The sequence below is a fragment of the Rouxiella aceris genome (assembly GCF_012933545.1).
Taxonomy (GTDB): domain Bacteria; phylum Pseudomonadota; class Gammaproteobacteria; order Enterobacterales; family Enterobacteriaceae; genus Rouxiella; species Rouxiella aceris.
This window is the reverse complement of sequence record NZ_JAADJU010000011.1, coordinates 1-24,581: the sequence shown is the minus strand read 5'-3', so window position 1 is coordinate 24,581 and position 24,581 is coordinate 1. Positions and strand designations below refer to the sequence as shown.

The 24,581-nt window shown below is 52.9% G+C and carries 23 protein-coding genes; 11 read left to right on the top strand and 12 right to left on the bottom strand.

Annotated elements, in window-relative coordinates:
* Positions 1-19: 19 nt before the first annotated feature.
* The 11 genes from fdhF to GW590_RS18785 all read right to left on the bottom strand — a co-directional run bounded on the left by fdhF (position 20) and on the right by GW590_RS18785 (position 11,043).
* Positions 20-2,203 (bottom strand): formate dehydrogenase subunit alpha, encoded by a 2,184-nt coding sequence (fdhF, locus tag GW590_RS18835; RefSeq protein WP_169404623.1) that lies wholly within the window; start codon positions 2,201-2,203, stop codon positions 20-22.
* 22 nt (positions 2,204-2,225) lie between these two features.
* Positions 2,226-2,771 (bottom strand): electron transport protein HydN, encoded by a 546-nt coding sequence (hydN, locus tag GW590_RS18830; protein ID WP_169404622.1) that lies wholly within the window; start codon positions 2,769-2,771, stop codon positions 2,226-2,228.
* A complete protein-coding gene (hycI, locus tag GW590_RS18825) occupies positions 2,764-3,276 on the bottom strand; it encodes a hydrogenase maturation peptidase HycI (RefSeq protein ID WP_169404621.1) in 513 nt (170 codons plus the stop codon). The genes hydN and hycI overlap by 8 nt, the downstream gene beginning before the upstream one ends.
* Positions 3,266-3,676: a formate hydrogenlyase maturation HycH family protein gene (locus tag GW590_RS18820; protein ID WP_169404783.1), complete on the bottom strand. Its 411-nt coding sequence runs from the start codon at positions 3,674-3,676 to the stop codon at positions 3,266-3,268. Before GW590_RS18820 ends, hycI begins: the two co-directional genes overlap by 11 nt.
* A gap of 62 nt (positions 3,677-3,738) precedes the next feature.
* A complete protein-coding gene (locus tag GW590_RS18815; protein WP_169404620.1) occupies positions 3,739-4,536 on the bottom strand; it encodes an NADH-quinone oxidoreductase subunit B family protein in 798 nt (265 codons plus the stop codon).
* Positions 4,533-5,090, bottom strand: coding sequence for a formate hydrogenlyase complex iron-sulfur subunit (locus GW590_RS18810; protein ID WP_169404619.1), 558 nt, complete (start codon positions 5,088-5,090; stop codon positions 4,533-4,535). The genes GW590_RS18815 and GW590_RS18810 overlap by 4 nt, the downstream gene beginning before the upstream one ends.
* A gap of 75 nt (positions 5,091-5,165) precedes the next feature.
* Positions 5,166-6,884, bottom strand: coding sequence for a hydrogenase large subunit (locus GW590_RS18805; protein ID WP_169404618.1), 1,719 nt, complete (start codon positions 6,882-6,884; stop codon positions 5,166-5,168).
* A 47-nt stretch (positions 6,885-6,931) separates the two neighbouring features.
* On the bottom strand, positions 6,932-7,888 hold the full coding sequence (locus GW590_RS18800) for a respiratory chain complex I subunit 1 family protein (RefSeq protein WP_169404617.1): 957 nt from the start codon (positions 7,886-7,888) through the stop codon (positions 6,932-6,934).
* An 11-nt stretch (positions 7,889-7,899) separates the two neighbouring features.
* Positions 7,900-9,813, bottom strand: a complete 1,914-nt coding sequence (locus GW590_RS18795; protein ID WP_169404616.1) for a proton-conducting transporter transmembrane domain-containing protein — start codon at positions 9,811-9,813, stop codon at positions 7,900-7,902.
* A complete protein-coding gene (locus GW590_RS18790; protein WP_169404782.1) occupies positions 9,810-10,427 on the bottom strand; it encodes a 4Fe-4S dicluster domain-containing protein in 618 nt (205 codons plus the stop codon). Before GW590_RS18790 ends, GW590_RS18795 begins: the two co-directional genes overlap by 4 nt.
* 148 nt (positions 10,428-10,575) lie before the next feature.
* Positions 10,576-11,043, bottom strand: a complete 468-nt coding sequence (locus GW590_RS18785) for a formate hydrogenlyase regulator HycA (protein ID WP_169404615.1) — start codon at positions 11,041-11,043, stop codon at positions 10,576-10,578.
* A gap of 355 nt (positions 11,044-11,398) precedes the next feature.
* Here GW590_RS18785 and hypA point away from each other — a divergent pair, with 355 nt between their 5' ends.
* The 11 genes from hypA to mrdA all read left to right on the top strand — a co-directional run bounded on the left by hypA (position 11,399) and on the right by mrdA (position 24,356).
* Positions 11,399-11,743 (top strand): hydrogenase maturation nickel metallochaperone HypA, encoded by a 345-nt coding sequence (gene hypA / locus GW590_RS18780; RefSeq protein ID WP_169404614.1) that lies wholly within the window; start codon positions 11,399-11,401, stop codon positions 11,741-11,743.
* A 79-nt stretch (positions 11,744-11,822) separates the two neighbouring features.
* A complete protein-coding gene (gene hypB, locus GW590_RS18775; protein WP_169404613.1) occupies positions 11,823-12,737 on the top strand; it encodes a hydrogenase nickel incorporation protein HypB in 915 nt (304 codons plus the stop codon).
* A complete protein-coding gene (hypC, locus tag GW590_RS18770) occupies positions 12,728-13,018 on the top strand; it encodes a HypC/HybG/HupF family hydrogenase formation chaperone (RefSeq protein ID WP_169404612.1) in 291 nt (96 codons plus the stop codon). The genes hypB and hypC overlap by 10 nt, the downstream gene beginning before the upstream one ends.
* A complete protein-coding gene (gene hypD, locus GW590_RS18765) occupies positions 13,005-14,201 on the top strand; it encodes a hydrogenase formation protein HypD (protein WP_169404781.1) in 1,197 nt (398 codons plus the stop codon). Before hypC ends, hypD begins: the two co-directional genes overlap by 14 nt.
* Complete coding sequence (gene hypE / locus GW590_RS18760; protein ID WP_169404611.1) at positions 14,198-15,220, top strand: hydrogenase expression/formation protein HypE; 1,023 nt, start codon at positions 14,198-14,200, stop codon at positions 15,218-15,220. Before hypD ends, hypE begins: the two co-directional genes overlap by 4 nt.
* A gap of 149 nt (positions 15,221-15,369) precedes the next feature.
* On the top strand, positions 15,370-17,451 hold the full coding sequence (gene flhA, locus GW590_RS18755; RefSeq protein ID WP_169404610.1) for a formate hydrogenlyase transcriptional activator FlhA: 2,082 nt from the start codon (positions 15,370-15,372) through the stop codon (positions 17,449-17,451).
* A 1,274-nt stretch (positions 17,452-18,725) separates the two neighbouring features.
* Positions 18,726-19,040, top strand: a complete 315-nt coding sequence (locus GW590_RS18750) for a helix-turn-helix domain-containing protein (RefSeq protein WP_211186838.1) — start codon at positions 18,726-18,728, stop codon at positions 19,038-19,040.
* Positions 19,033-20,310: a type II toxin-antitoxin system HipA family toxin gene (locus GW590_RS18745; RefSeq protein ID WP_169404609.1), complete on the top strand. Its 1,278-nt coding sequence runs from the start codon at positions 19,033-19,035 to the stop codon at positions 20,308-20,310. The genes GW590_RS18750 and GW590_RS18745 overlap by 8 nt, the downstream gene beginning before the upstream one ends.
* A gap of 966 nt (positions 20,311-21,276) precedes the next feature.
* Positions 21,277-21,486 carry a hypothetical protein gene (locus GW590_RS18740; RefSeq protein WP_169404608.1) on the top strand — a complete coding sequence of 70 codons (210 nt, stop codon included), beginning with the start codon at positions 21,277-21,279 and terminating at the stop codon, positions 21,484-21,486.
* Positions 21,487-21,786: 300 nt separating this feature from the next.
* Positions 21,787-22,152, top strand: coding sequence for a hypothetical protein (locus GW590_RS18735; protein ID WP_169404607.1), 366 nt, complete (start codon positions 21,787-21,789; stop codon positions 22,150-22,152).
* A 257-nt stretch (positions 22,153-22,409) separates the two neighbouring features.
* Positions 22,410-24,356, top strand: a complete 1,947-nt coding sequence (gene mrdA / locus GW590_RS18730; protein WP_169404606.1) for a penicillin-binding protein 2 — start codon at positions 22,410-22,412, stop codon at positions 24,354-24,356.
* A gap of 41 nt (positions 24,357-24,397) precedes the next feature.
* Here the strand turns inward: mrdA and GW590_RS24225 are convergent.
* Positions 24,398-24,581 (bottom strand): hypothetical protein (locus GW590_RS24225; RefSeq protein WP_211186837.1); only part of this gene is annotated, 184 nt, incomplete at its 5' end.

Genomic DNA, 24,581 nt, shown 5'->3' with positions numbered 1-24,581 from the left:
TGCGTAATGGCCAAGGTACTTAGAGTGAAACCACCGGGATATTCAGTGGCATGACGTCTTCATTGGCACGACGCAGACGTGCTTTCATGTCGCTATAGGCTTTTTGCGCGTAATTTTCGGCTTCTGCCTGATTGGCAATCGGCTCGACTTTTACCGCACAATACTTGGTTTCTGGCGTTTTGGAGATCGGGTCGAGATTTTCCTGCGTCAGTTCATTACAGGCACCAATCCACCACTGGTAAGTCATATAGACTGCACCGAGATTGATACGCTCGTTCAAATTGGCGCGGGTGATCACTTTGCCACGACGTGAGCTGACCCACACCAGTTGCTGATCGCGAATACCCAGCGTTTTGGCATCTTCCGGATTGATTTGCACAAAGCCGGGTTCATCGGCCAGCGTCTGCAACGCGGCACAGTTACCGGTCATGGAGCGACAGCTGTAGTGGCCGACTTCACGCACGGTACATAGCACCAGCGGGTAAGAGGCATCAGGGATCTCTGCCGGTGCGCGCCATGGTGCGGCAAACAGGAGACCCTTGGTGCTTGGCGTGGTGAACTTATTATCCTGGTACAGGTACGGGGTACCCGGATGATCCAGCGTCGGGCATGGCCACTGAACATGGCCGAGGGCACCCATTTTTTCGTAGGTTGCGCCAAAGAACAGTGGGCAAAGTTCGCGAACCTCATCCCAGATCTCTTCATTGCTGTTGTAATGCATCGGGTAGCCTAACTCAGTGGCCAGCAGGCTGATGATTTCCCAGTCGCGTTTGACGTTATATTGTGGCTCGATGGCTTTCTCAAAGCGTTGGAAACCACGGTCAGCACAGGAGAAGACGCCGCCGTGCTCGCCCCAGGAGGTAGAAGGCAGGATCACGTCCGCCTGTTCTGCCGTTTTGGTCATAAAGATGTCCTGGACGACAATAAATTCCAGTTCTTTAAAGGCGGCACGAACCAGGCCGAGATCGGCTTCGGTTTGCAGCGGATCTTCACCCATAATGTAGTAGGCTTTGACTTTACCTTCATGCACCAGATGTGGGACTTCGGTGATGCGATAACCGACGTCCGGGTCCATGGTGCTGGCGTCAATGCCCCAGGCATTGGCGAATTTTTCGCGAACTTTAGGATCGGTAACGGACTGATAACCCGGGAATTCGTTAGGGATAACGCCCATATCACAGGCACCCTGCACGTTATTCTGGCCACGAACCGGACCGACACCGACATTTGGACGACCCAGGTTGCCGGTCAGCAATGCCAGGCTGGAGAGGCCTTTGACCACGTCCACTGCCTGACCAAACTGGGTAACCCCCATGCCCCACATAATGGTGGCGCTTGGCGCGGCGGCATAAGTGCGCATTGCCTGGCGGATCTGCTGAGCGCTGACGCCGGTCATGGCTGCGACTTTTTCTGGTGCGTAGTCGGCTACCTGTGCGCGGTACTCTTCAAAGCCTTCGGTATACTTGGCAACATAATCCTGATCGTAAAGATTCTCTTCAATCAGCACATAACCAAAGGCGTTGACCAGTGCCATATTGCAGCCGTTTTTGATCTGCAAATGTTGGTCGGCGATCAGTGCAGTTTCAATACGACGCGGGTCACAGACGATAATTTTAGCGCCATTTTCTTTGGCCTTGATCACGCGACGGGCGACGATGGGGTGGGAGTCGGCGCAGTTATAGCCAATCACCAGCAGACATTTTGAATTTTCAATGTCACTGATCGAGTTACTCATCGCGCCATTGCCGAGGGTGGTCTGCAAACCGGCCACTGATGGACCATGGCAGACGCGAGCACAACAGTCGACGCTGTTGGTGCCGATCACCGCACGGGCAAATTTCTGCATCACAAAGTTGGTTTCGTTACCGGTACCACGGGATGAACCCGTGTGCATAATGGCGCGCGGGCCATGTTTTTCCTTGATCTCTTTCAGGCGGCTGGCGGTATAGCTGATCGCCTCTTCCCAGCTAACGGCTTCAAAACGACCGCCTCTTTCGCGACGGATCAACGGCTGAGTCAGACGCGGAGTCAGCAGCTTGGTATCGTTGAGGAAGTCCCAGCCATAATAACCTTTCAGGCAGAGTTCGCCCTGGTTGGTCACGCCATTGGCCCCTTCGGCACGGATAATCTTGCCGTTATCAACCACCAGGTTTAATTTGCAACCCGCGCCGCAATATGGACAAACTGTAGTAACTTTTTTCATGGTTATTTCCTTAAATCGGGCGTTAGAAAAGCAGAGGTGAGGTGTTGTCGAGTGCGGCGCGACGGCGTTTTTCGGCACTCATTTCCTGCAACATTTCACGGTCAACGCAATGCAGAGCGTTGGTCGGGCACACTTCCATACAGGCCGGACCGTTTTCACGCTCAGAACAGAGGTCGCATTTGTGTGCTTCTGCTTTTTCGGACGTTGTTTTCAACATGGCGCCGTTTTGACGGAACACCGGCTTGGTCACCACTTCCATGGCACCGTAAGGGCAGGCGACAACACAGGTTTTGCAACCGATGCAGCGTTCTTGCAGCACCTGAACGCGGTCGTCAAGGCGGCTGATGGCACCGTTGGGACAGACATTGGCGCAGGGAGCATCCTCACATTGGCGACACAGCACCGGCGTCGTCAGATTCATGCCGCGGATCACATGCAGGCGTGGGACGAAATTTGCCGCGGTAAAAGTGGCGATTTCCTGTGATTCGGCGTGTGCCATCACGCAGGCGATTTCGCAGGTTCGGCAGCCAATGCACTTTTTCGGATCGGCAATGATGAACTTATTCATCACAAACTCCTGTTGGTTGAATATTAGGTAGATAAGGGGCGATGCAGCGGGCGATATCATCAGCGGCCAGCAGGGCGTAGAGCTGGTGGATTGCCTGCTCTACCGCTTCGCTCATTGGGTAATAGAACGCCACCACTTCGGGTTGAATACCGATAAAGGTGATCTCATCGATATCGTCTTCCAGCTGCTGCATCAAAAAAGTCAGCGGCATCGAGTGGGTGGTGACAAAGAACATCTCGGCGATATCTTTTTCGTCGACGATGCGCAGTTCACCCGGTGCCAGGCCCATATCGGTGGCATCAACAATCACCAGCCGACGCGGACGATGTTCGCGAATGGCATAAATATCGTTTTCGGGGGAGACGCCGCCGTCAATCACCGTCCAGTGCGCCAGTGGCTGCTGTAGACAGATTTCTGCCAGACGCGGACCCGCGCCGTCATCACCCATCAGACAATTGCCAACGCAGAGCAGCACCTGATCGGCCTGCGGACGGTTACCAGTCATCGTGTCTCCTCACCAGCAGATAAATCGCCGGTTCATTTTCCATGCGCTGCAATAGGGCGATCAGTTCCCGGCTCCATTGCTGCTGCTGTTCGGTCATCTGCGGCAAGCTGTGGTGCAGCGCCACCGCCAGTAAATGGGTGTGGGTACCGTCGATATTGATCTCGCCAAAGCGCTTGACCCCTTCCAGCTTGCGGCGCGCCTCGCCATCGATCGGCAACTGCGCTATCCAGGCGTCATACTCGGCGACCTTGCAGGTGATCTGCGGTTTCAGACAGTCAATCACCCCAAGGTGGTGGCCAATTGCCAGGCTGTAATAAATCACTTCCTGAGCTTTGGGCGGGGTATTTTCCCGGTCCTTTTTTTCCTGAATAAATTTGCTGCCCAGCGCATAAAACACCACGTTTCCCCCGGCAAAGCGCTGTGAAGCGGGATGCTGTTGATGCTGGGCAAAACGTTGGGTATTCACAGGGTGATCTCCCCGCTCAGGGCCTGGCGATAGATCACCTGCAGATTGCCGATAATCTCGTTAAGACGCGGATCGCCCTGTTCCAGCAGATGGGCAGCAACACGCTGTTCGGCATCGACCGGGGACTGATTGGCGATCAGGTTCATATAGCTGTCGGCGATCTGGCGACCGTAGCGATAACCGGCCATACGGCGGGCTTCGCGGTCGAGCAACACGCGCAGCGGCTGAGGAAATTCCGGGTGCAGCAGCGGTGCGGCCGGAGAATGGGTCTGATCGTATTGCTGGCCTTTGATTTTCTGGTCCAGCAGACCCAGCGCCATGGCAAAACCGTAAATGGTCGCCGCCGGTGTTGGCGGACAGCCCGGAATATAGACATCCACCGGCACTATGGTGTCGGTACCGCCCCAGACGCAGTAGAGATCGTGGAAAATGCCGCCGCTGTTGCCGCAGGCACCGTAAGAAATACAGATTTTAGGGTCCGGGGACGACTCCCAGGCGCGCAGTGCCGGGACGCGCATCGCACGGGTTACCGCACCGGTAAACAGCAGGATATCGGCATGGCGCGGTGAAGGTACCACTTTGATACCAAAGCGTTCGGCATCAAACAGCGGTGAAATAGCAGCGAAAATCTCGATTTCACAGCCGTTGCAACCGCCGCAGTCCACGCGATAGACATAGGCTGAACGGCGAATATCTTTCAGCAGCGTGCTTTTTAGTTTGGCGATACTTTCGTCAAGGGTGATGGGAACGGGCAGGCCGTTTTCATCGCGTGGGCCAATCAGCGTCTGGCTCATGAATTTACCTCCTGGGACAGATGGCGACCTACGTCTATCTGATCGGCGTAGACCCGCTGTGCCTGTTGTTTACAGGCCGGACAAGTTTCGAACCGGTCGCGCATGGCTTCAATCTGCTGCGCGCTCAAGCCGTTATTCTCTTCCAGCAGTGCCATGGCGTAGTCGATCTCTTTCTGTGGCGCATAGGGTTTGGCGCACTTGCGGCAGTGACAGATGCTAAAGTCCGCGCGCTCAAACAGATCTTCTTTGCGCCATACCGCCAACTCGAAGTCCTGCGACAGTCGAATGGCGGCCGTTGGGCAGACTTCCTCACAGCGGGCGCAGAAAATGCAACGCCCAAGAAACAGTGACCAACTGATTTGTCCGCTCTCGACATCGGTCGTCATGCTTAGCGCATTGGAGGGACAGGCGTTGGCGCAGGCGCCGCAGGCGATGCATTGCTGCGCATCGTACTGTGGCTTGCCGCGAAAGTTTGGCGCGAGATCCAGCGGTGCTGCGGGATAGGCCACCGTCGCCGGGCCTTGCTTCAAGACTTTCTTGATCAGTTTCAACATGCTTTTGCTCCGCTTATAGCCCGCAATATTCACGCGACAGACGCGGGAAATTGCGGGCTATACAGCCTTACTGTTTTAAAATTTGATCGGTGAATTTTTCCGCTCAATGCCGTAGCGCTCGATCTCTTTGTAAGACACCACTGTCGATTTACGCTTTCTGACATCGACAATGGTCATGCGGTCGGTGCAGGAGTAGCAGGGATCGAGGCTGCCGATAATCAGCGGTGCGTCAGAGACGGTATTGCCGCGCAGCATGTAACGCAGCGTTGGCCAGTTGGCATAGGTGGCCGCCCGGCAGCGCCAGCGGAATAATTTCTGGTTATCGCCGGTCATGCTCCAGTGAATATCATCGCCGCGCGGCGCTTCGGCAAAGCCGAGGGCAAAACGGTGCGGGATATAGTTGAAGCCTTCGACGGACAGCGGGCCGCCCGGCAGGGATTGCAGACCAAATTCAATCATATTCAGCGAGTTAAAGACTTCGTGAATGCGTACTTTCAGGCGTGAGAACACGTCATTGCCGCTTTCGCTGCACAGCTCAAAAGGCAGCTTGGCGTAACCGGCGTAAGGGTGATCCTGACGCATATCGCGGCGATGACCGCTGCCGCGCACCATCGGACCGACGTTACTGAAGTCGCGGGCGACCTGCGGATCGAGCTGGCCGATACCACGGCTGCGTTGCTCGGTATTGGCGGTGTTGAGCAGAATATCCACCAGGTCCGTGAGGTCACGACGCATCTCACCGGCCAGACGGATGGTTTGCAGCATATCTTCTTTCAGAATGTCGCGACGAATGCCGCCAATCAGGTTCATGCCGTAGGTTTTGCGCGCGCCGGTAAGGATCTCTGCCATTTTCATCGACAGTTCACGTACGCGGAAAAACTGCATAAAACCGGAGTCAAAGCCGACAAAGTGGCAGGCCAGACCGAGGTTCAGCAGGTGGCTGTGCAGACGTTCCACTTCCAGCAAAATGGAGCGGATCATCTGTGCCCGTTCCGGCACCACAATGCCCATGGCATTTTCTACCGATGAGGTGTAGGCGACGCTGTGGGTAAAGCCGCAGATACCACAGACGCGGTCGGACAAAAAGGTGACTTCGTTGTAGCCCATACGGGTTTCCGCCAGTTTTTCCATGCCACGATGCACGTAAAACAGACGGTAATCGGCGTCAATAATATCTTCGCCGTCGACAAACAGACGGAAGTGACCCGGTTCATCGGAGGTGATGTGCAGCGGACCTATGGGTACTACGGTGCTATCAACGCCTGCTTCGCTAAGAAACGGATAGGTTTCGCGATCGGTGGTCGGGGCCGGGCGCTGGCGGTAGTCCATCGAGTCTTTACGCAGTGGATAGAGATCGTCTGGCCAGTCGTCGGGCAGCACCAGACGGCGTTCGTCAGGCAGGCCAACCGGACGCAGACCATACATATCACGGACTTCGCGTTCACCCCAGACGGCGGCCGGTACTCGTGGCGTCACGGAAGGGAACTCCAGTGAGATCGGATCCACTTCGGTGCGGATGGTGATCCAGCATTTCTCGCCCTGTTCCATCGACAGCACATAATAGAGTGCGTAATTGCCGCACAGCGTGCGTTCATCGTTACCAAAGAGTACGGATAACCAGCCTCCCTGTTGGTAATAAAGATACTCGACCACCTCCGGCAGTGCGTTGAGTTTCACGGTCACGGTAATTTGCGTATCGGTCTGCCAACTGGTATCCAGCACGGCAGAAGGGAATGCCTGACTGAGTGCCAACAGATACTGCTGGCCGACCGGATTACTTTTCAGGTTACTCATTGCTACAGCCTCTTCCCGCTTGGCGGGATAATCATTAATGTCGGAAATCAGCCTGCTACCAGCCAGGAAACCAGTGCCAGAAATGCCAGCCCAAAGCCTGCCCAGGTCGTCTGCGAGGTTTTCAAGAAGCGTAAACGCGCTACGCTGTTTTCAACCATGGCTACCAGGAAAACGGCCACTGCCAGTTTGAGCAGGGCGATCACAGTGGCGATCGCCAGGCCTTCGGCGCTGAAGGTGGTCAGTTGACCCAGCGGAATAAACACCCCGAGAAACAGTTGCAGGACCACCAGTTGTTTCAGGCTGATCCCCAGTTTCAGTACGCCCAAACCGGCACCGGAGTATTCGGTCAAAGGACCTTCCTGTAGCTCTTGTTCGGCTTCGGCCATATCGAAAGGCAATTTGCCCATTTCGATATAGGTGGCGAAACCGCAGGCCAGCAGGGCCAGGCCCAAAGGTAACGGCGAAGCAAGGGACGTCCAGTGGGTTACCTGAGTGGCAATAGCCCCCAGCTGTGTCGAACCGGCGGTGAGGGCGGCAATCCATAAGCCCAGTAACAGAATCGGCTCGACCAACACCCCGAGCACCGCTTCACGGCTGGCCCCGATGCCGGTAAAGGCGCTACCGGTGTCCAATCCGGCAATCACAAACACAAAGCGCACCACGGCAAACAGATAGATCACGGTGATCAGATCGCCGAGTGCACCAAAAGGCGAAGCGAGGGTGACTATCGGCAGCGCGGTGGCGATCACCAGCAGAGCGCCGGTGAGCAGATAAGGCATGCTGCGAAATACCGGGCCGGCACCGTCAGGCGCCAGACTCTGGCGCTTAAGCAGCTTGGCGATATCGCGATATTCCTGCAGTACACCCGGTCCGCGTCTGCTGTGCATTCTGGCGCGCAATACCCGGCTAAAGCCGGCAAACAGCGGGGCCAGTGCCAGCAGCACCAGCGCCTGGATCAGCGCCAGCGGCCACAGCGGCGAAATCAAAAGATCAAAAGAAGTCATGATGTAAATCCTCAGGCGATGGCCACAACCAGCAAAATAGCCAATTCAACAATGGCCAGACGTCGACAAAAGGCCGCCAGACAATCACGATGGATAAGGCTTACCAGCCCGTCAGGCATAAAGATTTTCCGCAGCCGATAAATCGGTGCAAACATCACCCGCAGTGGCTGAGCAAAACCGCTGGCGGTCACCGCCATCTCACTGGAATAGCCATAACCGCAGGACCAGGCCTCGCCGCGTGTGCGATTGGGCAGCCGTCCGGCACGCAGACAGACACTGATCAACAACGGCAGCAGCGGCAGGGAAAGCAGCAACAGTGCCATCAGCGGTGGTGATACCCAGGTTTTGCTACCGGCACCTGGATAGAGGCTGGCCTGGGCGGCAATGTCCATTTGCGGAGCATTAAGAAAGGCCGCACAGATACGCGCCAGCACAGGCAGTAACCACGGAGAGGCAATACCCGACAGCAGACAAAGCAGCGCCAGCATGGCAGTGCTAAAGGTCATCAGGCGTGGTGCGCGGGTGGCCTGTTCCGCCAACGGGCTGCGTGCTTTGCCAAGGAAGCTGACACCAAATACTTTGGCTACACACATCACCGCCAGTGCGCCGGTGATCGCCAGTCCTACCGCCAGCAATGGACCCAGCAGACGGGTAATAAACAGCCCCTGGCCGCTGAGGTTAAACAGCGACTGATAGATAAACCATTCACTGACAAAACCGTTAAGCGGTGGTAATGCCGACATCGACATCAAGGCAATAAGCATTGCCACGGCGGTGCAAGGCATGATCCGGGCCAGCCCCCCCATTTTTTCGATATCTTTAATACCGAGCTGCTGTTCGATTTCGCCTGCGCCGAGGAACAGCGCACTTTTAAACAGCCCGTGATTGAACAGATGAAACAGACCGCCCATCAGCGCCAGCATGGCCAGGGTGGGCTGGTGCAGCGCAGATCCGACCATGGCACCACCGATGCCGAGCAGGATAATGCCGATGTTTTCCAGCGAGTGGTAAGCCAGCAAGCGCTTGATATCGTGTTCCATCAGCGCATAGAGGCCGCCGACAAAGGCAGTGAGCACCGCCAGCAGCAACACCACAATGCCCCACCACAGCGGCGGCACACCCAGCAGATCCAGGCCGATTTTGACGATGCCCAGCACGCCCAGTTTCATCAGGCCGCTGGAGAACAATGCGCTGATATGCGCCGGTGCCGAGCTATGCGCCTGCGGCACCCAACCGTGCAAGGGGATCACCCCGGCAAGCATGGCAAACCCGAGAAACGCCAGTACAAAAACGCCGGAAGCCAGCAGCGGCGACAGGACGCTGGCGCGCGCAACGCTAAAATGGGTGCTGCCCGTTGCGTGATAGAGCAGGGCGAAAGCGATCACCAACAGCAGCGTGCCTGCACGACCAAAAAGAAACTGATTTAAACCGGCGCGGCGACTTTTCTGACAGCCGGGCTGGATAATCATGAAATAGGCACAGAGCGCCGCGACTTCGAGAGCGAGCAGCAGGGCAATGCTGTTATCGGCGAGCACAACCAGCGTCATGGCTGCCAGAAAGAAGGCGCTTAACAGCGCGATCTGGCGACGATTTTTGACCGTTGCAGACTGTAGCCAGGCCAGCGAATAAATACTGCCGAACAATGCGGGCAGGGAGATGGCCACTAACAGCAGAGCATTGAGTTGACTCAGCTCAACGGGATAGTTGATACCCGGCAGTCTTGCCGACAACAACGCGCCGCCCAGCAATACGCTCAATGCCGCGCAAAAGGTGGCCGCCGAGGCAATCAGGCCGCCGAGCGCGCTTAGCCAGGAGGAGACTTTGCCGAAACTTGCCAGCAATGCGCTGAGGATACCGCTGATGACATAAGCGGCGAGCGCCAGCGTCAATAGCGGTAACGGGTCCAGCATCAAAGGCATAATCATCGATTGGATTCCTTGTGGGCGTCAGCGGGAGCATTGAAAGGCGAACTGGCCGCAAGCACCGTCATGGCACTGAGTCGTTTTTGTTGCGTGGCATACTGCGCCACCTCGGCAGTCACCAATTTGATGGCATTGGTTGGGCAGGTGCGGACGCAGGCCGGGCCTTCTTCACTTAGCGCACAGAGATCGCATTTCACCGCCACGGCTCTGACCCCGGGCACACAGTCAAGGAAGGCACTGATCGGACGCGGTGGATAAGGCGCCGGTAAGGCTTTTGACGTGTTGCAGTCCCGTGGGATAGCGATCGGATGGCTGCCGGCAAAAGTGATAGCGCCAAACGGACAGGCGATACCACAGAGTTTGCAACTGACGCACAGACTCTCGTTAAGGAAAATGGCGTCATCTTTATGGCTGATGGCATTAACCGGGCAAACTTTGGCGCAGGGCGCATCCTCACACTGGTGACAGGTCATTGGCGCAGTGCCCGATCCATCCCGTACCACGGTCAGCCTGGGGGCAGATTGCAGTCCCAGCACCTGATGCTCGGCGGAGCAACTGGCCATGCAGGTATTACAACCAATGCATTGTTTGGGATCGGCAATAATATATTGGTTTATTCGTTCGTGGCGTCTCATCCGGACTCCTCAATGTTTCGACATAATTGTCGAAACGGGCACTAAAAATGACATTTCGACACTCAAGGCCATGAATGATGTTTATTAATTTTTCTGGAAATTAAATTGACACATTTTGTTATAACTAGACTCAGATGCTATTGAGCAATTTCTTCAACGCTGGAGTGATAGGCTGTTTACTTTGCAACGCATCAAATATGCACTGATAAATAGGTTGGATCTTATTTAGGTAATGTTGAAAAATTTCTTGCTGATTATTAATGTCGATCTGTTCGTCAATTTTGTTATTTTCGTCAAGCGTGGCATGGGCAAACGTCAGGAACTGCTCGTCCTCAGATGCGTCGTTGAGATTGATGCGATAAGCAATGTTTTGATTATAAAATCCGTTATCCAGATGGATGCATACCGTAAAATGATTAAAGAGTTTAAAGCGGATATCGTTGTCTATGCTGCATGTAAACTGATGATTTATCTTCTTATTTGATAGCGTTACTGCGCGTATCAAGGTGCTGTGGTAGCTGTGCCATTGATTTTCAAGACGGCATTTTTTATCTGCAATGTATTCAGATTGTGCGACAAGGTCGTTAAGTGTACTCATGTTTTCCATCCGTAATTAGCCTCACCAGTCGGTGCATTTTACCTTTCCGCAAACAGGGGAAGATTGCGTGAATCCTTCCAGATAGCATAAAGCGTGCCAGAGAAATAATATCCCTCGCAAGGGAGGGGTTTTATGTTTGCGATCAATAAATATATTTGTTTTGAGATTAAGATATCTGTCGGGAATATGTCGAAGTTGTGACGATTCGACATTTCTGTCGATATGTTGACGAAGCGGTAAATTCAATATCCTCTATAAATTTTCATTGATTTATAAACTGGCATTTAATTTGCTATATAGACCCTTCGGATGTCGAAATATAAATTACTCTGCTTTTATATATCAGGTGAATAAAATGCATGAAATAACCCTGTGCCAAAATGCGCTTGAAATCATGCTGCAACAGGCGGCAAAGCATCCGGTGAAAAAAATCACTGCGGTGTGGATTGAGCTGGGGGCGTTCTCTTGCGTTGAACCCGAGGCACTGCATTTCTGTTTTGACATGGTCTGTCGGCAGACCCTGGCGGAGGGATGTCAGCTTCACCTGATTGAGCAGGATGCCCATAGCTGGTGTCACGATTGTCAGAAAAATATTCAGTTAATGAGTCCCAGCGTACTGCTGTGTCCGCAATGTGGTGGCCGTAATCTGCGTATTGACGCCGATAATGGCATGACCATCAAACGGTTGGAAATCGAATGATATTCCCTTCCCCTCTCGCTGCATGGCCTGCCGGGCAGCAGTATGAAGACGAGATGGAAGGCTGAAATGAGGAATAACTATGTGTAATACCTGTGGCTGTGCCAGTGGCGAAACCCGAATTGAAGGTGATGAGCATCATCATGACCACCATCATCATGACCACCATCACCCCCATCATGACCATCCTCATCTAACGCCGGGACATTTTCATTTTATCAACGACTCGGCGTCTCACGCTGGCTTACCCTTTAAACCGACGGTTGATGCCGCGGGATCTTTGCATTACGGCAAAGGGGAAGCGGGAGGACACGCGCCTGGGCTGACACAGCGTAAAATGCTGGAGATCGAGATCGACGTGCTGGATAAAAATAACCATCTGGCCGAGCATAATCGCCAACATTTCAGCGAGTTGAACATTCTGGCGTTAAATCTGGTCTCCAGCCCTGGTTCAGGTAAAACCACCTTGTTGACTCATACTCTGACGCTGCTGGCCCCTGAAGTGACCTGTGCGGTTATCGAGGGCGATCAACAAACTGCCCGTGATGCAGAACGTATCCGTGCTACCGGCGTACCGGCGATCCAGGTCAATACCGGCAAAGGCTGTCATCTAGATGCGCAAATGATCCACGATGCCACGCATCGTCTGTCCCCAGCCGCGCGTAGTCTGCTGTTTATTGAAAACGTCGGCAATCTGGTCTGCCCGGCAAGCTTTGATCTCGGCGAGCGCCATAAGGTTGCGGTATTGTCCGTCACCGAAGGTGATGACAAGCCGCTGAAATACCCGCATATGTTCGCTGCCGCCAGTCTGATGATCCTCAACAAGATTGACCTGCTGCCCTATGTCGATTTCAACGTCGACACTTGTATCGACAATGTTCGACAGATCAATCCTGATATCACCGTGCTGGCGCTGTCGGCCACCACCGGAGAAGGGATGACGCAGTGGCTTGACTGGTTACGCGCCCAACTGGGCGAGGATGTAGTATGTGCATAGGCATCCCGGGGCAAATTGTCGCCCTGCACGACGACGCGCAGGACTGCGCCTGGGCGGAAGTCAGCGGTATGCGCCGTGAGGTAAACATCATGCTGGTGCTCGGTGACCAACCCTACGCTTCATTGCTGGGCAAGTGGATCCTGATCCACGTTGGTTTTGCCATGAGCCTGCTGGATGAAGCCGAAGCGCTGGATACTCTGGCCGCTCTGGCAGCAATGGGTGAAGTGGAAGACGATGTCGGCCTGTTTCTCAAGGGTGAGGGGCATGATGCAATACGTTGATGAATATCGCTCGCCACAAATGGTGACTGGGCTGCTTAAAAAGATCGAGCAGCGGGTAGCCGAATTGCCTTTTACTGCGCAACGTCCGATGCAGATTATGGAAGTGTGCGGCGGCCATACTCACGCCATCTTCAAATTTGGTCTTGATAAATTGTTGCCGCCAGAGCTGGAGTTTATTCACGGGCCGGGATGCCCGGTCTGCGTTCTGCCGATGGGGCGTATTGACGCCTGCTGTGAAATTGCCGCGCATCCCGAGGTGATCTTTTGCACCTTTGGCGATGCGGTCAGAGTTCCGGGCAAGCATGGCTCCTTGCTACAGGCGCGAGCACAGGGTGCCGATGTTCGCGTGGTCTATTCACCGCTCGATGCCCTGAAATTGGCCAGGGCCAATCCAACGCGCGAGGTGGTGTTTTTTGGCCTGGGTTTTGAAACCACCATGCCGGTTACCGCAGTGACCCTGCAACAGGCTCGCCGTGAAAAAATCAAAAACTTCACCCTGTTTTGTCAGCATATCAGCCTGATCCCCACCTTACAGAGTTTGCTGCAACAGCCTGACGTGCGGATCGATGCCTTTTTGGCACCCGGTCACGTCAGCATGATTATCGGCACCGAGCCTTACGGCTTTATCAGCGAGCGCTTTGGCCGCCCTTTGGTGGTCAGCGGTTTTGAACCCCTGGATATGCTGCAAAGCGTGTTGATGCTGGTGGAACAATTTTGCCAGGGGCGCTGTGAAACAGAAAATCAATACCGTCGGGTGGTGCCTGCGCAAGGTAACCCGCTGGCACAACAAGCTATCGCCGAAGTATTTAAATTCGGTGGTGACAGTGAATGGCGTGGCCTGGGGGTAATTGCAGATTCTGGTATTACCCTTACCGATGCCTATCTGGACTATGATGCTGAACGGCGTTTTCAGCCGCAAAAACAGCAGGTCAGCGACGACCCGCGCGCGCGCTGCGGCGAAGTGTTAACCGGTCGCTGTAAACCCCATCAGTGCCCGTTATTCGGCAGCCATTGTCATCCACAAAATGCCTTTGGTGCGCTGATGGTCTCCTCGGAAGGGGCTTGCGCCGCTTGGTATCAATATCGCCGACAAGAAGTATCGCTGGAACCGCTCGCGCCTGCTGACCACAGCGTTACGGCTGGCCCGTCTTACCCTAATCAAATTCACAGGACCGCTTTATGAACTCAGCCAATCGAGTTGTTACAATGGCGCATGGCAGCGGTGGACGCGCAATGCAGCAGTTGATCGAGGAGATGTTCCTTACCGCGTTCAGTAACTCTTTTTTAAATCAGCGCGAAGATCAGGCGCGTATGTCGCTGAGCGAACTGGCCCTGCAAGGCGATCGCCTGGCCTTTACCACCGACAGCTATGTTATCGACCCGATCTTCTTTCCCGGCGGCGATATAGGCAAGCTGGCGGTATGTGGCACGGCCAACGATCTGGCGGTCAGCGGAGCGACACCGGCGTTTATGTCCTGCGGGTTTATTCTTGAAGAGGGATTTTCCCTCGACACCCTGCAAATCCTGGTGGACTCAATGGCCAACACCGCCAGACAATATGGCATTCAGATTGTCACTGGCGATACTAAAGTAGTGCCGCGCGGCGCTGCCGATAAAATCTTTATCAATACTTCCGGCATTGGCGTGATCCCGCAGGCTGTCGAATGGTCGGCAAAAAACATTGCAGTGGGTGATAAGATTATTGTCAGTGGTACACTGGGCGATCACGGCGCGGCGATCCTCAATTTGCGCGAAAAGCTGGATATGCAATTGGATGTCAGCAGCGATTGCGCAGTGCTTAGTGATTTGATTGCGCCTTTGCGCCCGCTCGCCGGTGTGCACGCGCTGCGCGATGCTACTCGCGGTGGCGTTAACGCTATACTGCATGAGTATGCGGCGGCCAGCGGATTAGGCATTGAAATTGACGAAAGCAGTCTGCCGGTGAAAAGCGCGGTGCGTGGTATTTGCGAACTGTTGGGTCTGGAGCCGCTAAATTTTGCCAATGAAGGCAAACTGGTGATTGTGACTTCGGCAGACAGTGCACCACATGTGCTCGAACGTTTGCATCAGCATCCATTGGGTGTCGATGCCGCCTGTATTGGTGAGGTAGTGAGTACAGCGAAAATTCTTCTGCGCGGCAGTTATGGCATTACCCGTCTGCTGGATTTGCCTTATGCCGAGCCTTTACCCCGTATTTGTTGATCAGACGTGGCTAAATCACCGGGAAGAAAGCGCTAGACTTTACCTGGTGTCCCGTTCAGGGTCGTAGTGATATCGCGGCCCCAAAATAATAATTTTTCGTCGATCTCTGGGCCACATGCTTCACACTCTTGCCAATTGAGTAACTGACAATGTCGACAACGATTTTGAATACCGCGAAGACGGATAACCTCTTCGAGCTTGCCCGTGACCTGCTGAGCCAAAAAAACCTGGCAAGCCTGTTAGAAAAAATTAACGAAATTACGGTCCTGTCGGGTGCGGCAAAAGACTTTATTCTCAGTGTATTCGAACCTGAGACGCAGTCTTTTCGTTCCTATATCTTCCGTGCAGATACTGCTGCGGCTTTGTTGCCACGGGAAACCCCGGTGCGAGCAGCGCAAGGGCCTTTGCAGCAGTTGATCAAGGAGGGTAAATCCCAATATTGGCAAAGTGAGGCCTATCGCAGCCGCTATCCTGACGATCTCCTGCCGCAGCTTTGCCCGGATTTTGGCGACTATTGCCTTTTCCCGCTGGAAACCTCATTGGGTCTGGTGGGGGCCTGTGAGTTTACTCGCACCCAGGGGCGGCTGTTTAATGAAGAGCAGAAGCAGTGGCTACAGCGTCTGATGACCTGGGTGGCCTTGTGTCTGGAACAGCTCAACTGGCAGCAGCAGGTTCTGCAAGAGCAGCGGCAGTTGCGTCATGAACGCGACGATTTTCGTGTATTGGTAGATGTAACAAATGCGGTGCTGTCAGAGCGCGATCTCGATGATGTGATCCTCGAGATGACGCAGGCCATTCAGTGCTATTTTCCCATCACCACCCTCAGCATAGTGCTGGGGCAGAGCGGTGAAGATCAACTCAAGGTCTACTCTACCTGTTTTATTCCCGATGCTCCTTCGGTACGAAATTTTTATCAGTTGTCGCGTGACAATTCGCTGGAAGACAGCGTACTGCGCAGCGGTGAGGTGGTCCATCGTCCCTTGCATTCCAGCGATCGAATGACCCAGGACGAGCGGGCGCTTTTTGAACGTTATCTGGCGCAGTCCCAGACGCTGTCGATCATCCCATTGCGCTTTGGGCAGAAGACCCTTGGCGTTCTCAAACTGGTTGAGCTGGATAGCCAGCAACAAAATTTGCCGTTGTTGCAGCAGATTGCCGAACGTATCGCTATTGCCGTCAATAATGCCCAGGCTTATCAGGAAATTACCGCGTTAAAAGAGAAGCTGGTACATGAAAATATGTACCTGATAGAGCAAAGCCATGACAGCCATCCCGATTTCAGCGAAATTGTCGGTCGCAGCGCGGCGATGTCGGCGGTGCTGAAACAGGTTGAAGTGGTAGCCAAAAGTGACTGTTCGGTACTGATCCTCGGCGAAACTGGTACCGGAAAAGAGCTGATTGCCCGTGCGATCCATAATCTTAGCGAGCGTCGTAGCCAGCGCATGGTGAAGATGAACTGCGCTGCCATGCCGGCCGGTTTGCTGGAAAGCGATCTCTTTGGCCATGAAAAGGGGGCGTTTACCGGGGCAACCTCGCAGCGCGCCGGACGCTTTGAAATGGCGGACAAAGGCACTCTGTTTCTGGACGAGGTGGGCGAGATCCCGCTGGAGCTGCAGCCGAAGCTGCTGCGCATTTTGCAGGAGCGGGAGTTTGAGCGAGTAGGTGGCAATAAGGTGATCGTCTCCGATGTGCGCCTGATTGCGGCTACCAACCGTGATTTGCTGCAAATGGTGGCTGACAAGCAGTTCCGCAGTGACCTGTATTATCGGCTGAACGTTTTTCCTATTGTTATTCCCCCGTTGCGCGAGCGGCCGGAAGATATTCCGCAGTTGGTGAAGTTTCTGACCTTTAAAATTGCCCGCCGTATGAAGCGCACTATCGACAGCATTCCTGCCGAGACATTGCGTTTACTGAGTCTGATGCCGTGGCCGGGCAATGTGCGTGAGCTGGAAAACGTGATTGAGCGAGCGGTGTTATTAACCCAGGGGAATGTGCTCAATTTACAGTTTGATGAGTTGCGCTTTAGCGCCGCTGCACTTGCCGAACCTGCGCGCGGCACGGCGGTAGCGGGCGATGAGGAGTCCGACTATCAGCGTACCCTCCGTGTACTTAAAGAAACTAACGGTGTAGTTTCCGGCCCGAAAGGTGCGGCGCAGCGTTTGGGGATTAAACGTACTACTTTGATTTCGAGGATGAAGAAGTGGGGGATTAGTACTAAGGCGGGGGAATAAGGTTTTTGGCTTAAATGGCAATTTTCTTTTTTTAAAGTCAATGGGCTCTGAGGAGCTGTTTCGGTTTTATAATAGCGGTGGCCACTTAACCCGCTGTGCCGAACCGAGTTAAGGAGCGCTGGCCCGCTCCTTAACAATCCTGGGCCTTTTGGTGTCGTTGATTCGTCTGCTGCCTATTACCGACTATGTTTCAGTCACTCCCAGTGTGGCACGAGCCGCGCTGCTCCGCAGTCCCCTTGCTCGGTCGGGAGCCAAAAACGTCTCCCTCCGCTTCGCGCGGCGCCGTCTCTGAATGTGCCAGTCAGCTATGTAAACCGTGCCGGTTTGGCTTAAATGGCAATTTTTGGTTTTAAAGGCCATTGGCTTTAGAGAAGCTGTTTTGGTTTGGGCTTAAATGGCAATTTATGGTTTTAAAAGGCAATTGGCTATGAGGAGTTGTTTCGGTTTTATAATAGCGGTGGTCACCTAACCCGCTGTGCCGAACCGAGTTAAGGAGCGCTGGCCCGCTCCTTAACAATCCTGGGCCTTTTGGTGTTGTTGATTCGTCTGCTGCCTATTACCGGCTATGTTTCAGTCACTCCGTGTGTGGCACGAGCCGCGCTGCTGCGCAGTCCCCTTGCTCGGTCGGGAGCCAAAAACGTCTCCCTCCGCTTCGCGCGGCGCCGTCTCTGAATGTGCCAGCAAACTATGTAAACCATACGGTTTCAGAACCTACTGTTTTGTTTTTTTTGTTTTTCGCTGTTGACCTTTGATGTTGCCGGTTTTGCCGTAAATGTTTCCTGGCCGATTCAAAACCTACGCTGAGCGACGTGGAGCGAGACGCTTTTGGCTCGCGACCGAGTGAAGGGACCGCGAAGCGGCGTGGTTTAGGCCACACACCGGGGTCACTGGAAAGAACTACAACCGAGGGCACGACACTGTTCAATTTGGACAAGGCGCAGGATTCCAAAGGAGGCGCGCCTTCGCCTCCTTTGGGCGGTCTGGGCCGCCGCCCAGTGAGCGCAGCGAATGCCCTTGATGTTGACGTTGACCTTGAAGTTAAAAGCAAATTTGCAATTAAAACCGAAACCCTTTGCTCGGAGTAAATTGACTTTTAAGCTATAAAGGCGCTCTGGGCCGCCGCCCAGTGAGCATAGTTAATTGCCTTTTAAGTAATAAATTGCCTTCTAAGCCCCATTTTAAAACAACGCCTCCTGACCATAAGTCTAAAAAATATTTTTTAAATCCACTATACTGTGTGTAATACTCATTTTTTTAAGATTAACCACAATATTATGGATTTAACACTCACTAAACCCGGCGAAGTTGTTAAGCTACTTTGCGAGCGGTTACGCAAGGAACGATTGTCTCAGCAGATGACCCAGAATGAAGTGGCTGGCCGCGCGGGCATTGGCGTAAACACGTTGTCGAATCTCGAGTCGGGACGTAACGTTGGATTTGAGACCGTGGTACGAGTCGCTATGGTACTTGGACGTGTTAAAGAACTTGAACAGCTTTTTCAACCCAGAGTGGATACGCTGGATGATATCTTGCGTTATGAAGAGAGTGTTAAACGTAGACGTATAAAAAAGAAGGCGTCGAATGCCTAATCAAATCAATGTCTATTATGACGGCTGGGGAGAGCACTGGCTGTGGGGAACATTGGTTTCCTCAACGGCAATCACCGGCCGCCCGGTGATTATGTTTGAATACAGCGATGAAGCAATACGCAAAGGACTGGAATTATGCTCATACACCTTGCCATTGCGCGGGACTAAGTTACGAAAAGACTTTCCCTTGCATCAATTAGGGTTGCCTGGGCCCGTTTATGATTCGTTGCCGGATGGATGGGGCATGTTGCTGATGGATCGATTATTTCGCCGCCGAGGTCTCAATGTGGCACGAATCGGTCCTCTGGAACGCTTAACCTACATCGGGAGCAATGCGATGGGAGCAATGTCATTTCAGCCAGCACAACCCGATGCAGCGTTTCCTGAAGAAGATATTCCTCTCGACCAGTTAGCCTCAGAAATTCATGAGGTGCTTGATGGCGACGGCGGCGAGTTTTTGCAACGGCTACTGCAAATGGGGGGATCACCCCAGGGGGCCAGACCCAAAGCTTTACTGTGTCGAGATCCGCAATCAGGAACATTTACAACCAAGACTGTGTTAGGTGCGGAAAACTGGTTGGTAAAATTTCCAGGTAAACAGGAGCATCCGGAAGTTTGTGCTATTGAGGCGATCTATATGCAATGCCTGCGGGCATGTGGCATCCACACCCCGGATACTCAATATTTTAGTCTGCCTAACGGGCAGGCGGCATTTGCCACAAAACGTTTTGATCGCCAAGGGGGGATGAAGGTGCCAATGCAAAGCCTTGCAGCTTTCACTGGTGCAGATTATCAGTCTCCGGGAGCGCTCGACTACACTAATTTTCTGCGGGCTACACAGCTGTGTACCAATGATATGCGGGAAAAATCACGGGCATTTGAGCGTGTCGTCTTTAATGTCATTTTCAATAATCGCGACGATCACCCCAAAAACTTCGCTTATATCATGTCTTCATCTGGTCAATGGAAACTTGCACCAGCCTATGACGTAACTTACTGCGAGGGGCCGGGCGGCTACCACCAGATGGATGTCAGGGGGGAAGCCCTCGAGATTGGCCGTCGGCATATCCTTTCTCTTGGCATGGAAGAAGCCGAACTTACTGTCCCGCAGATTGATCGTATTATTGATAAAACCTGTGAGGTTGCAGCACATTTTTCATCAATGTCGAAAGAAATGCTTCCAGACCAAATTACGCGAGAAACGCAACGAGTTATCCAGGCGCGAATTAACAGCAATAGTAAGCTTCTGCTCAATGATGGGAAATATTAGTTTGGGCTTAAATGGCAATTTTCTTTTTTAAAGTCAATGGGTTATGGGGAGCTGTATCGGGTTGGGCTTAAATGGCAATTTGTGGTTTAAAGTCAATTAACTCCGAGGAGCTGTATCGGTTTTAGCTTAAATGGCAATTTATGGTTTTAAAATCAATTGGCTATGAGGAGCTGTTTCGGTTTTATCATTGCGGTGGCAGCTTAACCCGCTGTGCCGAACCGAGTTAAGGAGCGCTGGCCCGCTCCTTAACAATCCTGGGCCTTTTGGTGTTGCTGATGCGTCTGCTGCCTATTACCGGCTATGTTTCAGTGACTCCGAGCGTGGCACGAGCCGCGCTGCTGCGCAGTCCCCTTGCTCGGTCGGGAGCCAAAAGCGTCTCCCTCCGCTTCGCGCGGCGCCGTCTCTGAATGTGCCAACTAGCTATGTACGTCGTACCGGTTTGGCTTAAAGTCAATTAACTCCGAGGAGCTGTTTCGGTTTTATAATTGCAGTGGCAGCTTAACCGACTGTGCCGAACCGAGTTAAGGAGCGCTGGCCCGCTCCTTAACAATCCTTGGCCTTTTGGTGTTGTTGATTTGTCTGCTGCCTATTACCGGCTATGTTTCAGTTACCCCCAGTGTGGCACGAGCCGCGCTGCTACGCAGTCCCCTTGCTCGGTCGGGAGCCAAAAACGTCTCCCTCCGCTTCGCGCGGCGCCGTCTCTGAATGTGCCAGCCAACTATGCACACCGTGCCGTTTCAGCGGCAAAATTGTCTTTTTATCTTTTTATCTTTTTATCTTTTTATCTTTTTATCTTTTTATCTTTTTATCTTTTTATCTTTCGCAGTTGACCTTTAATGTTGCCGGTTTTTCAGTAAATGCTTCCTGGCCGATTCAAAACCTACGCTGAGCGACGTGGAGCGAGACGCTTTTGGCTCGCGACCGAGTGAAGGGACCGCGCAGCGGCGTGGTTTAGGCCACACACCGATGTCACTGGAAAGAACTACAACCGAGGGCACGACACTTATCAATTTGGACAAGGCGCAGGATTCCAAAGGAGGCGCGCCTTCGCCTCCTTTGGGCGGTCTGGGCCGCCGCCCAGTGAGCGCAGCGAATGCAGTTGACCTTGACCTTGACCTTGACTTTGAAGTTAACCTTGATCTTGACCTAGACCTTGAAGTTAAATCCAAAAATTGACTTTTAAGCCCCAACTACCCGACTGCCAAAAAATTACTGAAGGTTACGCTTACTTACCATCAAATCCGCTAACTGAGGCAAATTGTGAAATGGACATTATCGAAAACTTTTCGCTCATAATATCCTATTAAATAATATTAATTTGATTTAAGTGAGTGATTTGTAACCCGTTGCTCGCAGACTGCATTTTTTTTGTTCTGCCAGCCCTGGAGCAGGTTATGACTATTTCTTCGTCGCCTACTTTCTATAATATTGCCAAGTGATAGGATGTGGCTCACATTTCTTAGTTGGGATTTTTCAATGTCCAGGCTCGTCGCTTTCATTGCGGTATTACTGACTTTTACTTCTTGCTCGGCTTATGCAGTAACAACCTATAAATGTGTGTTAACACATAGTATCCAGGGGACTGATGGCAACGATTCTGCCCAGGTGGTTAATAAGGATGCCAGGGTCTATGATGCGGGTAACACCTTCAGCTTTTCTCCTGACGGCAGCAAAATGGTGACCAGCCCCGAACTGACCGATATTATTGGCCAGAATGATCAGCCAATGAAGGCGGGAACCGCAGATAACTTAATGTATATTCATGTAAAAAACAGCTTTGTGATCGCCACGGAAACCGAAGGCTACATCTATGGTGACTGTGTAGAAGTCGTAGGTAAGTAACATTTCTAACGCAGCCTCAACCCTGTTATACACGGGATTGAGGCCGGTTCCTCCGCTGTAATATCCGCTGGTCAATCCCTGTTTTCTCCCGGAAACGTATTGTGTAAAAATATTCATAAATAGAAACACTACTCTGGGTTCATTAGCACTGTTCTGATAGTCCCCTTGGCGCTTTAGCGCTATCCTTTCGCACTTTCTGCACCCCCGCATTTTTTGCATAAGCACAGACGTCTGACAAGAAAGGTAATCCCCCGGTAATGGCCCTACTTAACGAAGAAATCCGCGACCATACGGCTGAGTCAATAATTTTTATCCGTCGTGCGGTGATCGCATTTGTTATCGTAGTGCTGCTGTTTGGTGTATTGGGTTATAACCTCTACCGTCTGCAGGTTGGCATGCACGACTTCTATCAGACGCGGTCCAATCAGAACGACATCAAAATGTTGCCCATCGCCCCGAGCCGTGGCCTGATCATGGATCGTAATGGCGTGGTATTGGCGCAAAATATTACGCTCTACCAGATCCAGTTGATCCCCGGCAAAGTGCCAGATCTCAAAGCGACCTTAAAGGCCTTGACGCCGATTGTCGATCTGACGCCGGACGATCTGGCGAACTTCCAGGATGCGATGTACCACGGCAAAAAATTTGCCGAAATCCCGCTCAAAGAGGCGCTGACCGACGAAGAGGTAGCCCGCTTCGCGGTTAATCAGTTTGACTTCCCTGGTGTCTCGATCAGCAGCTATCAGCAGCGCCAGTACCCCTATGGTGCCGAGCTGGCGCATGTGGTGGGCTATGTCTCCAAGATTAACGATCGTGACCAAAAAGAGCTGGAAGACGCTGGACTGATGGAGAATTACGCGGCAGATCACGATATCGGCAAGCAGGGGATAGAGAAATATTACGAAAAAGCCTTGCATGGCCGTACCGGCTATCAGGAAGTGGAAGTCGATAACCATGGTCACGTTGTCCGTCTGTTAACTGAGACCCCGCCCCAGGCTGGTCAAAATATCAAGCTGACGCTGGATCTCGGCTTGCAGCAATATATTGAAAAAGTGCTTAAGGGCCAGCGTGCGGCAGTGGTGGTGGTCGATCCCCGTGACGGCGCGGTGCGCGCGATGGTTTCCAGTCCCAGTTATGATCCTAACCCCTTTGTAAATGGTATTTCCGGCAAGGCCTACAGCACCTTGCTGAAAAATCCCGATTTGCCTTTGATTAACCGCGTGACTCAGGGCCTCTATCCCCCTGCGTCGACCATTAAGCCCTATATGTCGATCTCGGCACTTTTTGCCGGGGTGATCACTCCGCAGACCACCTTCTTTGGTGCACCAACCTGGGTGCTCCCCGGCACCGAGCGCCACTATCGCGACTGGATGAAGACCGGTCATGGCTATCTGAATGTCACCAAAGCCATTGAGGAATCGGCAGATACCTTTTTCTATCAGGTCGCCTATGAAATGGGCATCGACCGTATTCACGAATGGATGAGTAAATTTGGTTACGGCAAGTCGTCGGGTATCGATCTCGATGAGCAGTATTACGGTAATCTGCCGAGTCGTGAATGGAAAATGAAAGTTCATAAAAAAGAATGGTATCAAGGGGATACCGTCTCGGTAGGCATTGGTCAGGGATATTGGATCGCCACGCCAATTCAGATGGTCAAGGCGCTAACTATTCTGATTAACAACGGTAAAATCATGACCCCGCATCTGCTGGATGCCATGCAACTGGGTAATGTTGTCACCCCTTATAAAATGCCGGACGGCGGGCAGATTGCCGATCCGCATTCTGCCTATTGGAGCATCGTCAAAAATGCGATGTTTGGCATGGCCAATGCGCCCAACGGTACCGGCTACAAACTGTTCCACACCGCACCTTATAAAATTGCGGCAAAATCCGGCACCTCACAGGTGTTCAGCCTACGTGAAAACCAGAGCTATAACGCCAAAATGACGCCGGTTCGTCTGCGTGACCATATTTTCTACACCGCCTTTGCGCCTTTTGATCATCCGACGGTGGCGATGGCATTGATCCTTGAAAACGGTGGTGGTGACGGGCTGGTAGCCGGACCGGCTGCTCGCGCCATCCTCGATCATATTTTTGTCAAAGATGATGCCTCTGACTGCCAGGATGATAAAAATAAAAGCAGCCCCGCCTGTCAGTTATCGCAGTTGACGCCGGGCGGCGAAGGTTATAGTGAGCAGTAAGTTTGTTGAGTTTAAATGGCAATTTTTGGCTTTAAAGTCAATTAACTCCGAGGAGCTGTTTCGGTTTTAATTGCAAATTTGCTTTTAACTTCAAGGTCAAGATCAAGGTCAAGGTCAAGGTCAACTGCATTCGCTGCGCTCACTGGGCGGCGGCCCAGACCGCCCAAAGGAGGCGAAGGCGCGCCTCCTTTGGAATCCTGCGCCTTGTCCAAATTGAACAGTGTC

Excerpts from the sequence above, each read along its gene's own strand:
- GW590_RS18735 (WP_169404607.1), top strand. The coding sequence starts at position 21,787 with ATGTCCAGGCTCGTCGCTTTCATTGCGGTATTACTGACTTTTACTTCT.
- hypA (WP_169404614.1), top strand. The coding sequence starts at position 11,399 with ATGCATGAAATAACCCTGTGCCAAAATGCGCTTGAAATCATGCTGCAA.
- GW590_RS18815 (WP_169404620.1), bottom strand. The coding sequence starts at position 4,536 with ATGAGCCAGACGCTGATTGGCCCACGCGATGAAAACGGCCTGCCCGTT.
- GW590_RS18805 (WP_169404618.1), bottom strand. The coding sequence starts at position 6,884 with ATGAGTAACCTGAAAAGTAATCCGGTCGGCCAGCAGTATCTGTTGGCA.
- hypB (WP_169404613.1), top strand. The coding sequence starts at position 11,823 with ATGTGTAATACCTGTGGCTGTGCCAGTGGCGAAACCCGAATTGAAGGT.
- hypD (WP_169404781.1), top strand. The coding sequence starts at position 13,005 with ATGCAATACGTTGATGAATATCGCTCGCCACAAATGGTGACTGGGCTG.
- GW590_RS18745 (WP_169404609.1), top strand. The coding sequence starts at position 19,033 with ATGCCTAATCAAATCAATGTCTATTATGACGGCTGGGGAGAGCACTGG.
- fdhF (WP_169404623.1), bottom strand. The coding sequence starts at position 2,203 with ATGAAAAAAGTTACTACAGTTTGTCCATATTGCGGCGCGGGTTGCAAA.
- GW590_RS18785 (WP_169404615.1), bottom strand. The coding sequence starts at position 11,043 with ATGAGTACACTTAACGACCTTGTCGCACAATCTGAATACATTGCAGAT.
- hypC (WP_169404612.1), top strand. The coding sequence starts at position 12,728 with ATGTGCATAGGCATCCCGGGGCAAATTGTCGCCCTGCACGACGACGCG.
- hypE (WP_169404611.1), top strand. The coding sequence starts at position 14,198 with ATGAACTCAGCCAATCGAGTTGTTACAATGGCGCATGGCAGCGGTGGA.
- GW590_RS18750 (WP_211186838.1), top strand. The coding sequence starts at position 18,726 with ATGGATTTAACACTCACTAAACCCGGCGAAGTTGTTAAGCTACTTTGC.
- hydN (WP_169404622.1), bottom strand. The coding sequence starts at position 2,771 with ATGAATAAGTTCATCATTGCCGATCCGAAAAAGTGCATTGGCTGCCGA.
- hycI (WP_169404621.1), bottom strand. The coding sequence starts at position 3,276 with ATGACTGGTAACCGTCCGCAGGCCGATCAGGTGCTGCTCTGCGTTGGC.
- GW590_RS18800 (WP_169404617.1), bottom strand. The coding sequence starts at position 7,888 with ATGACTTCTTTTGATCTTTTGATTTCGCCGCTGTGGCCGCTGGCGCTG.
- GW590_RS18795 (WP_169404616.1), bottom strand. The coding sequence starts at position 9,813 with ATGATTATGCCTTTGATGCTGGACCCGTTACCGCTATTGACGCTGGCG.
- GW590_RS18810 (WP_169404619.1), bottom strand. The coding sequence starts at position 5,090 with ATGTTGAAACTGATCAAGAAAGTCTTGAAGCAAGGCCCGGCGACGGTG.
- mrdA (WP_169404606.1), top strand. The coding sequence starts at position 22,410 with ATGGCCCTACTTAACGAAGAAATCCGCGACCATACGGCTGAGTCAATA.
- GW590_RS18740 (WP_169404608.1), top strand. The coding sequence starts at position 21,277 with ATGTCACTGGAAAGAACTACAACCGAGGGCACGACACTTATCAATTTG.
- flhA (WP_169404610.1), top strand. The coding sequence starts at position 15,370 with ATGTCGACAACGATTTTGAATACCGCGAAGACGGATAACCTCTTCGAG.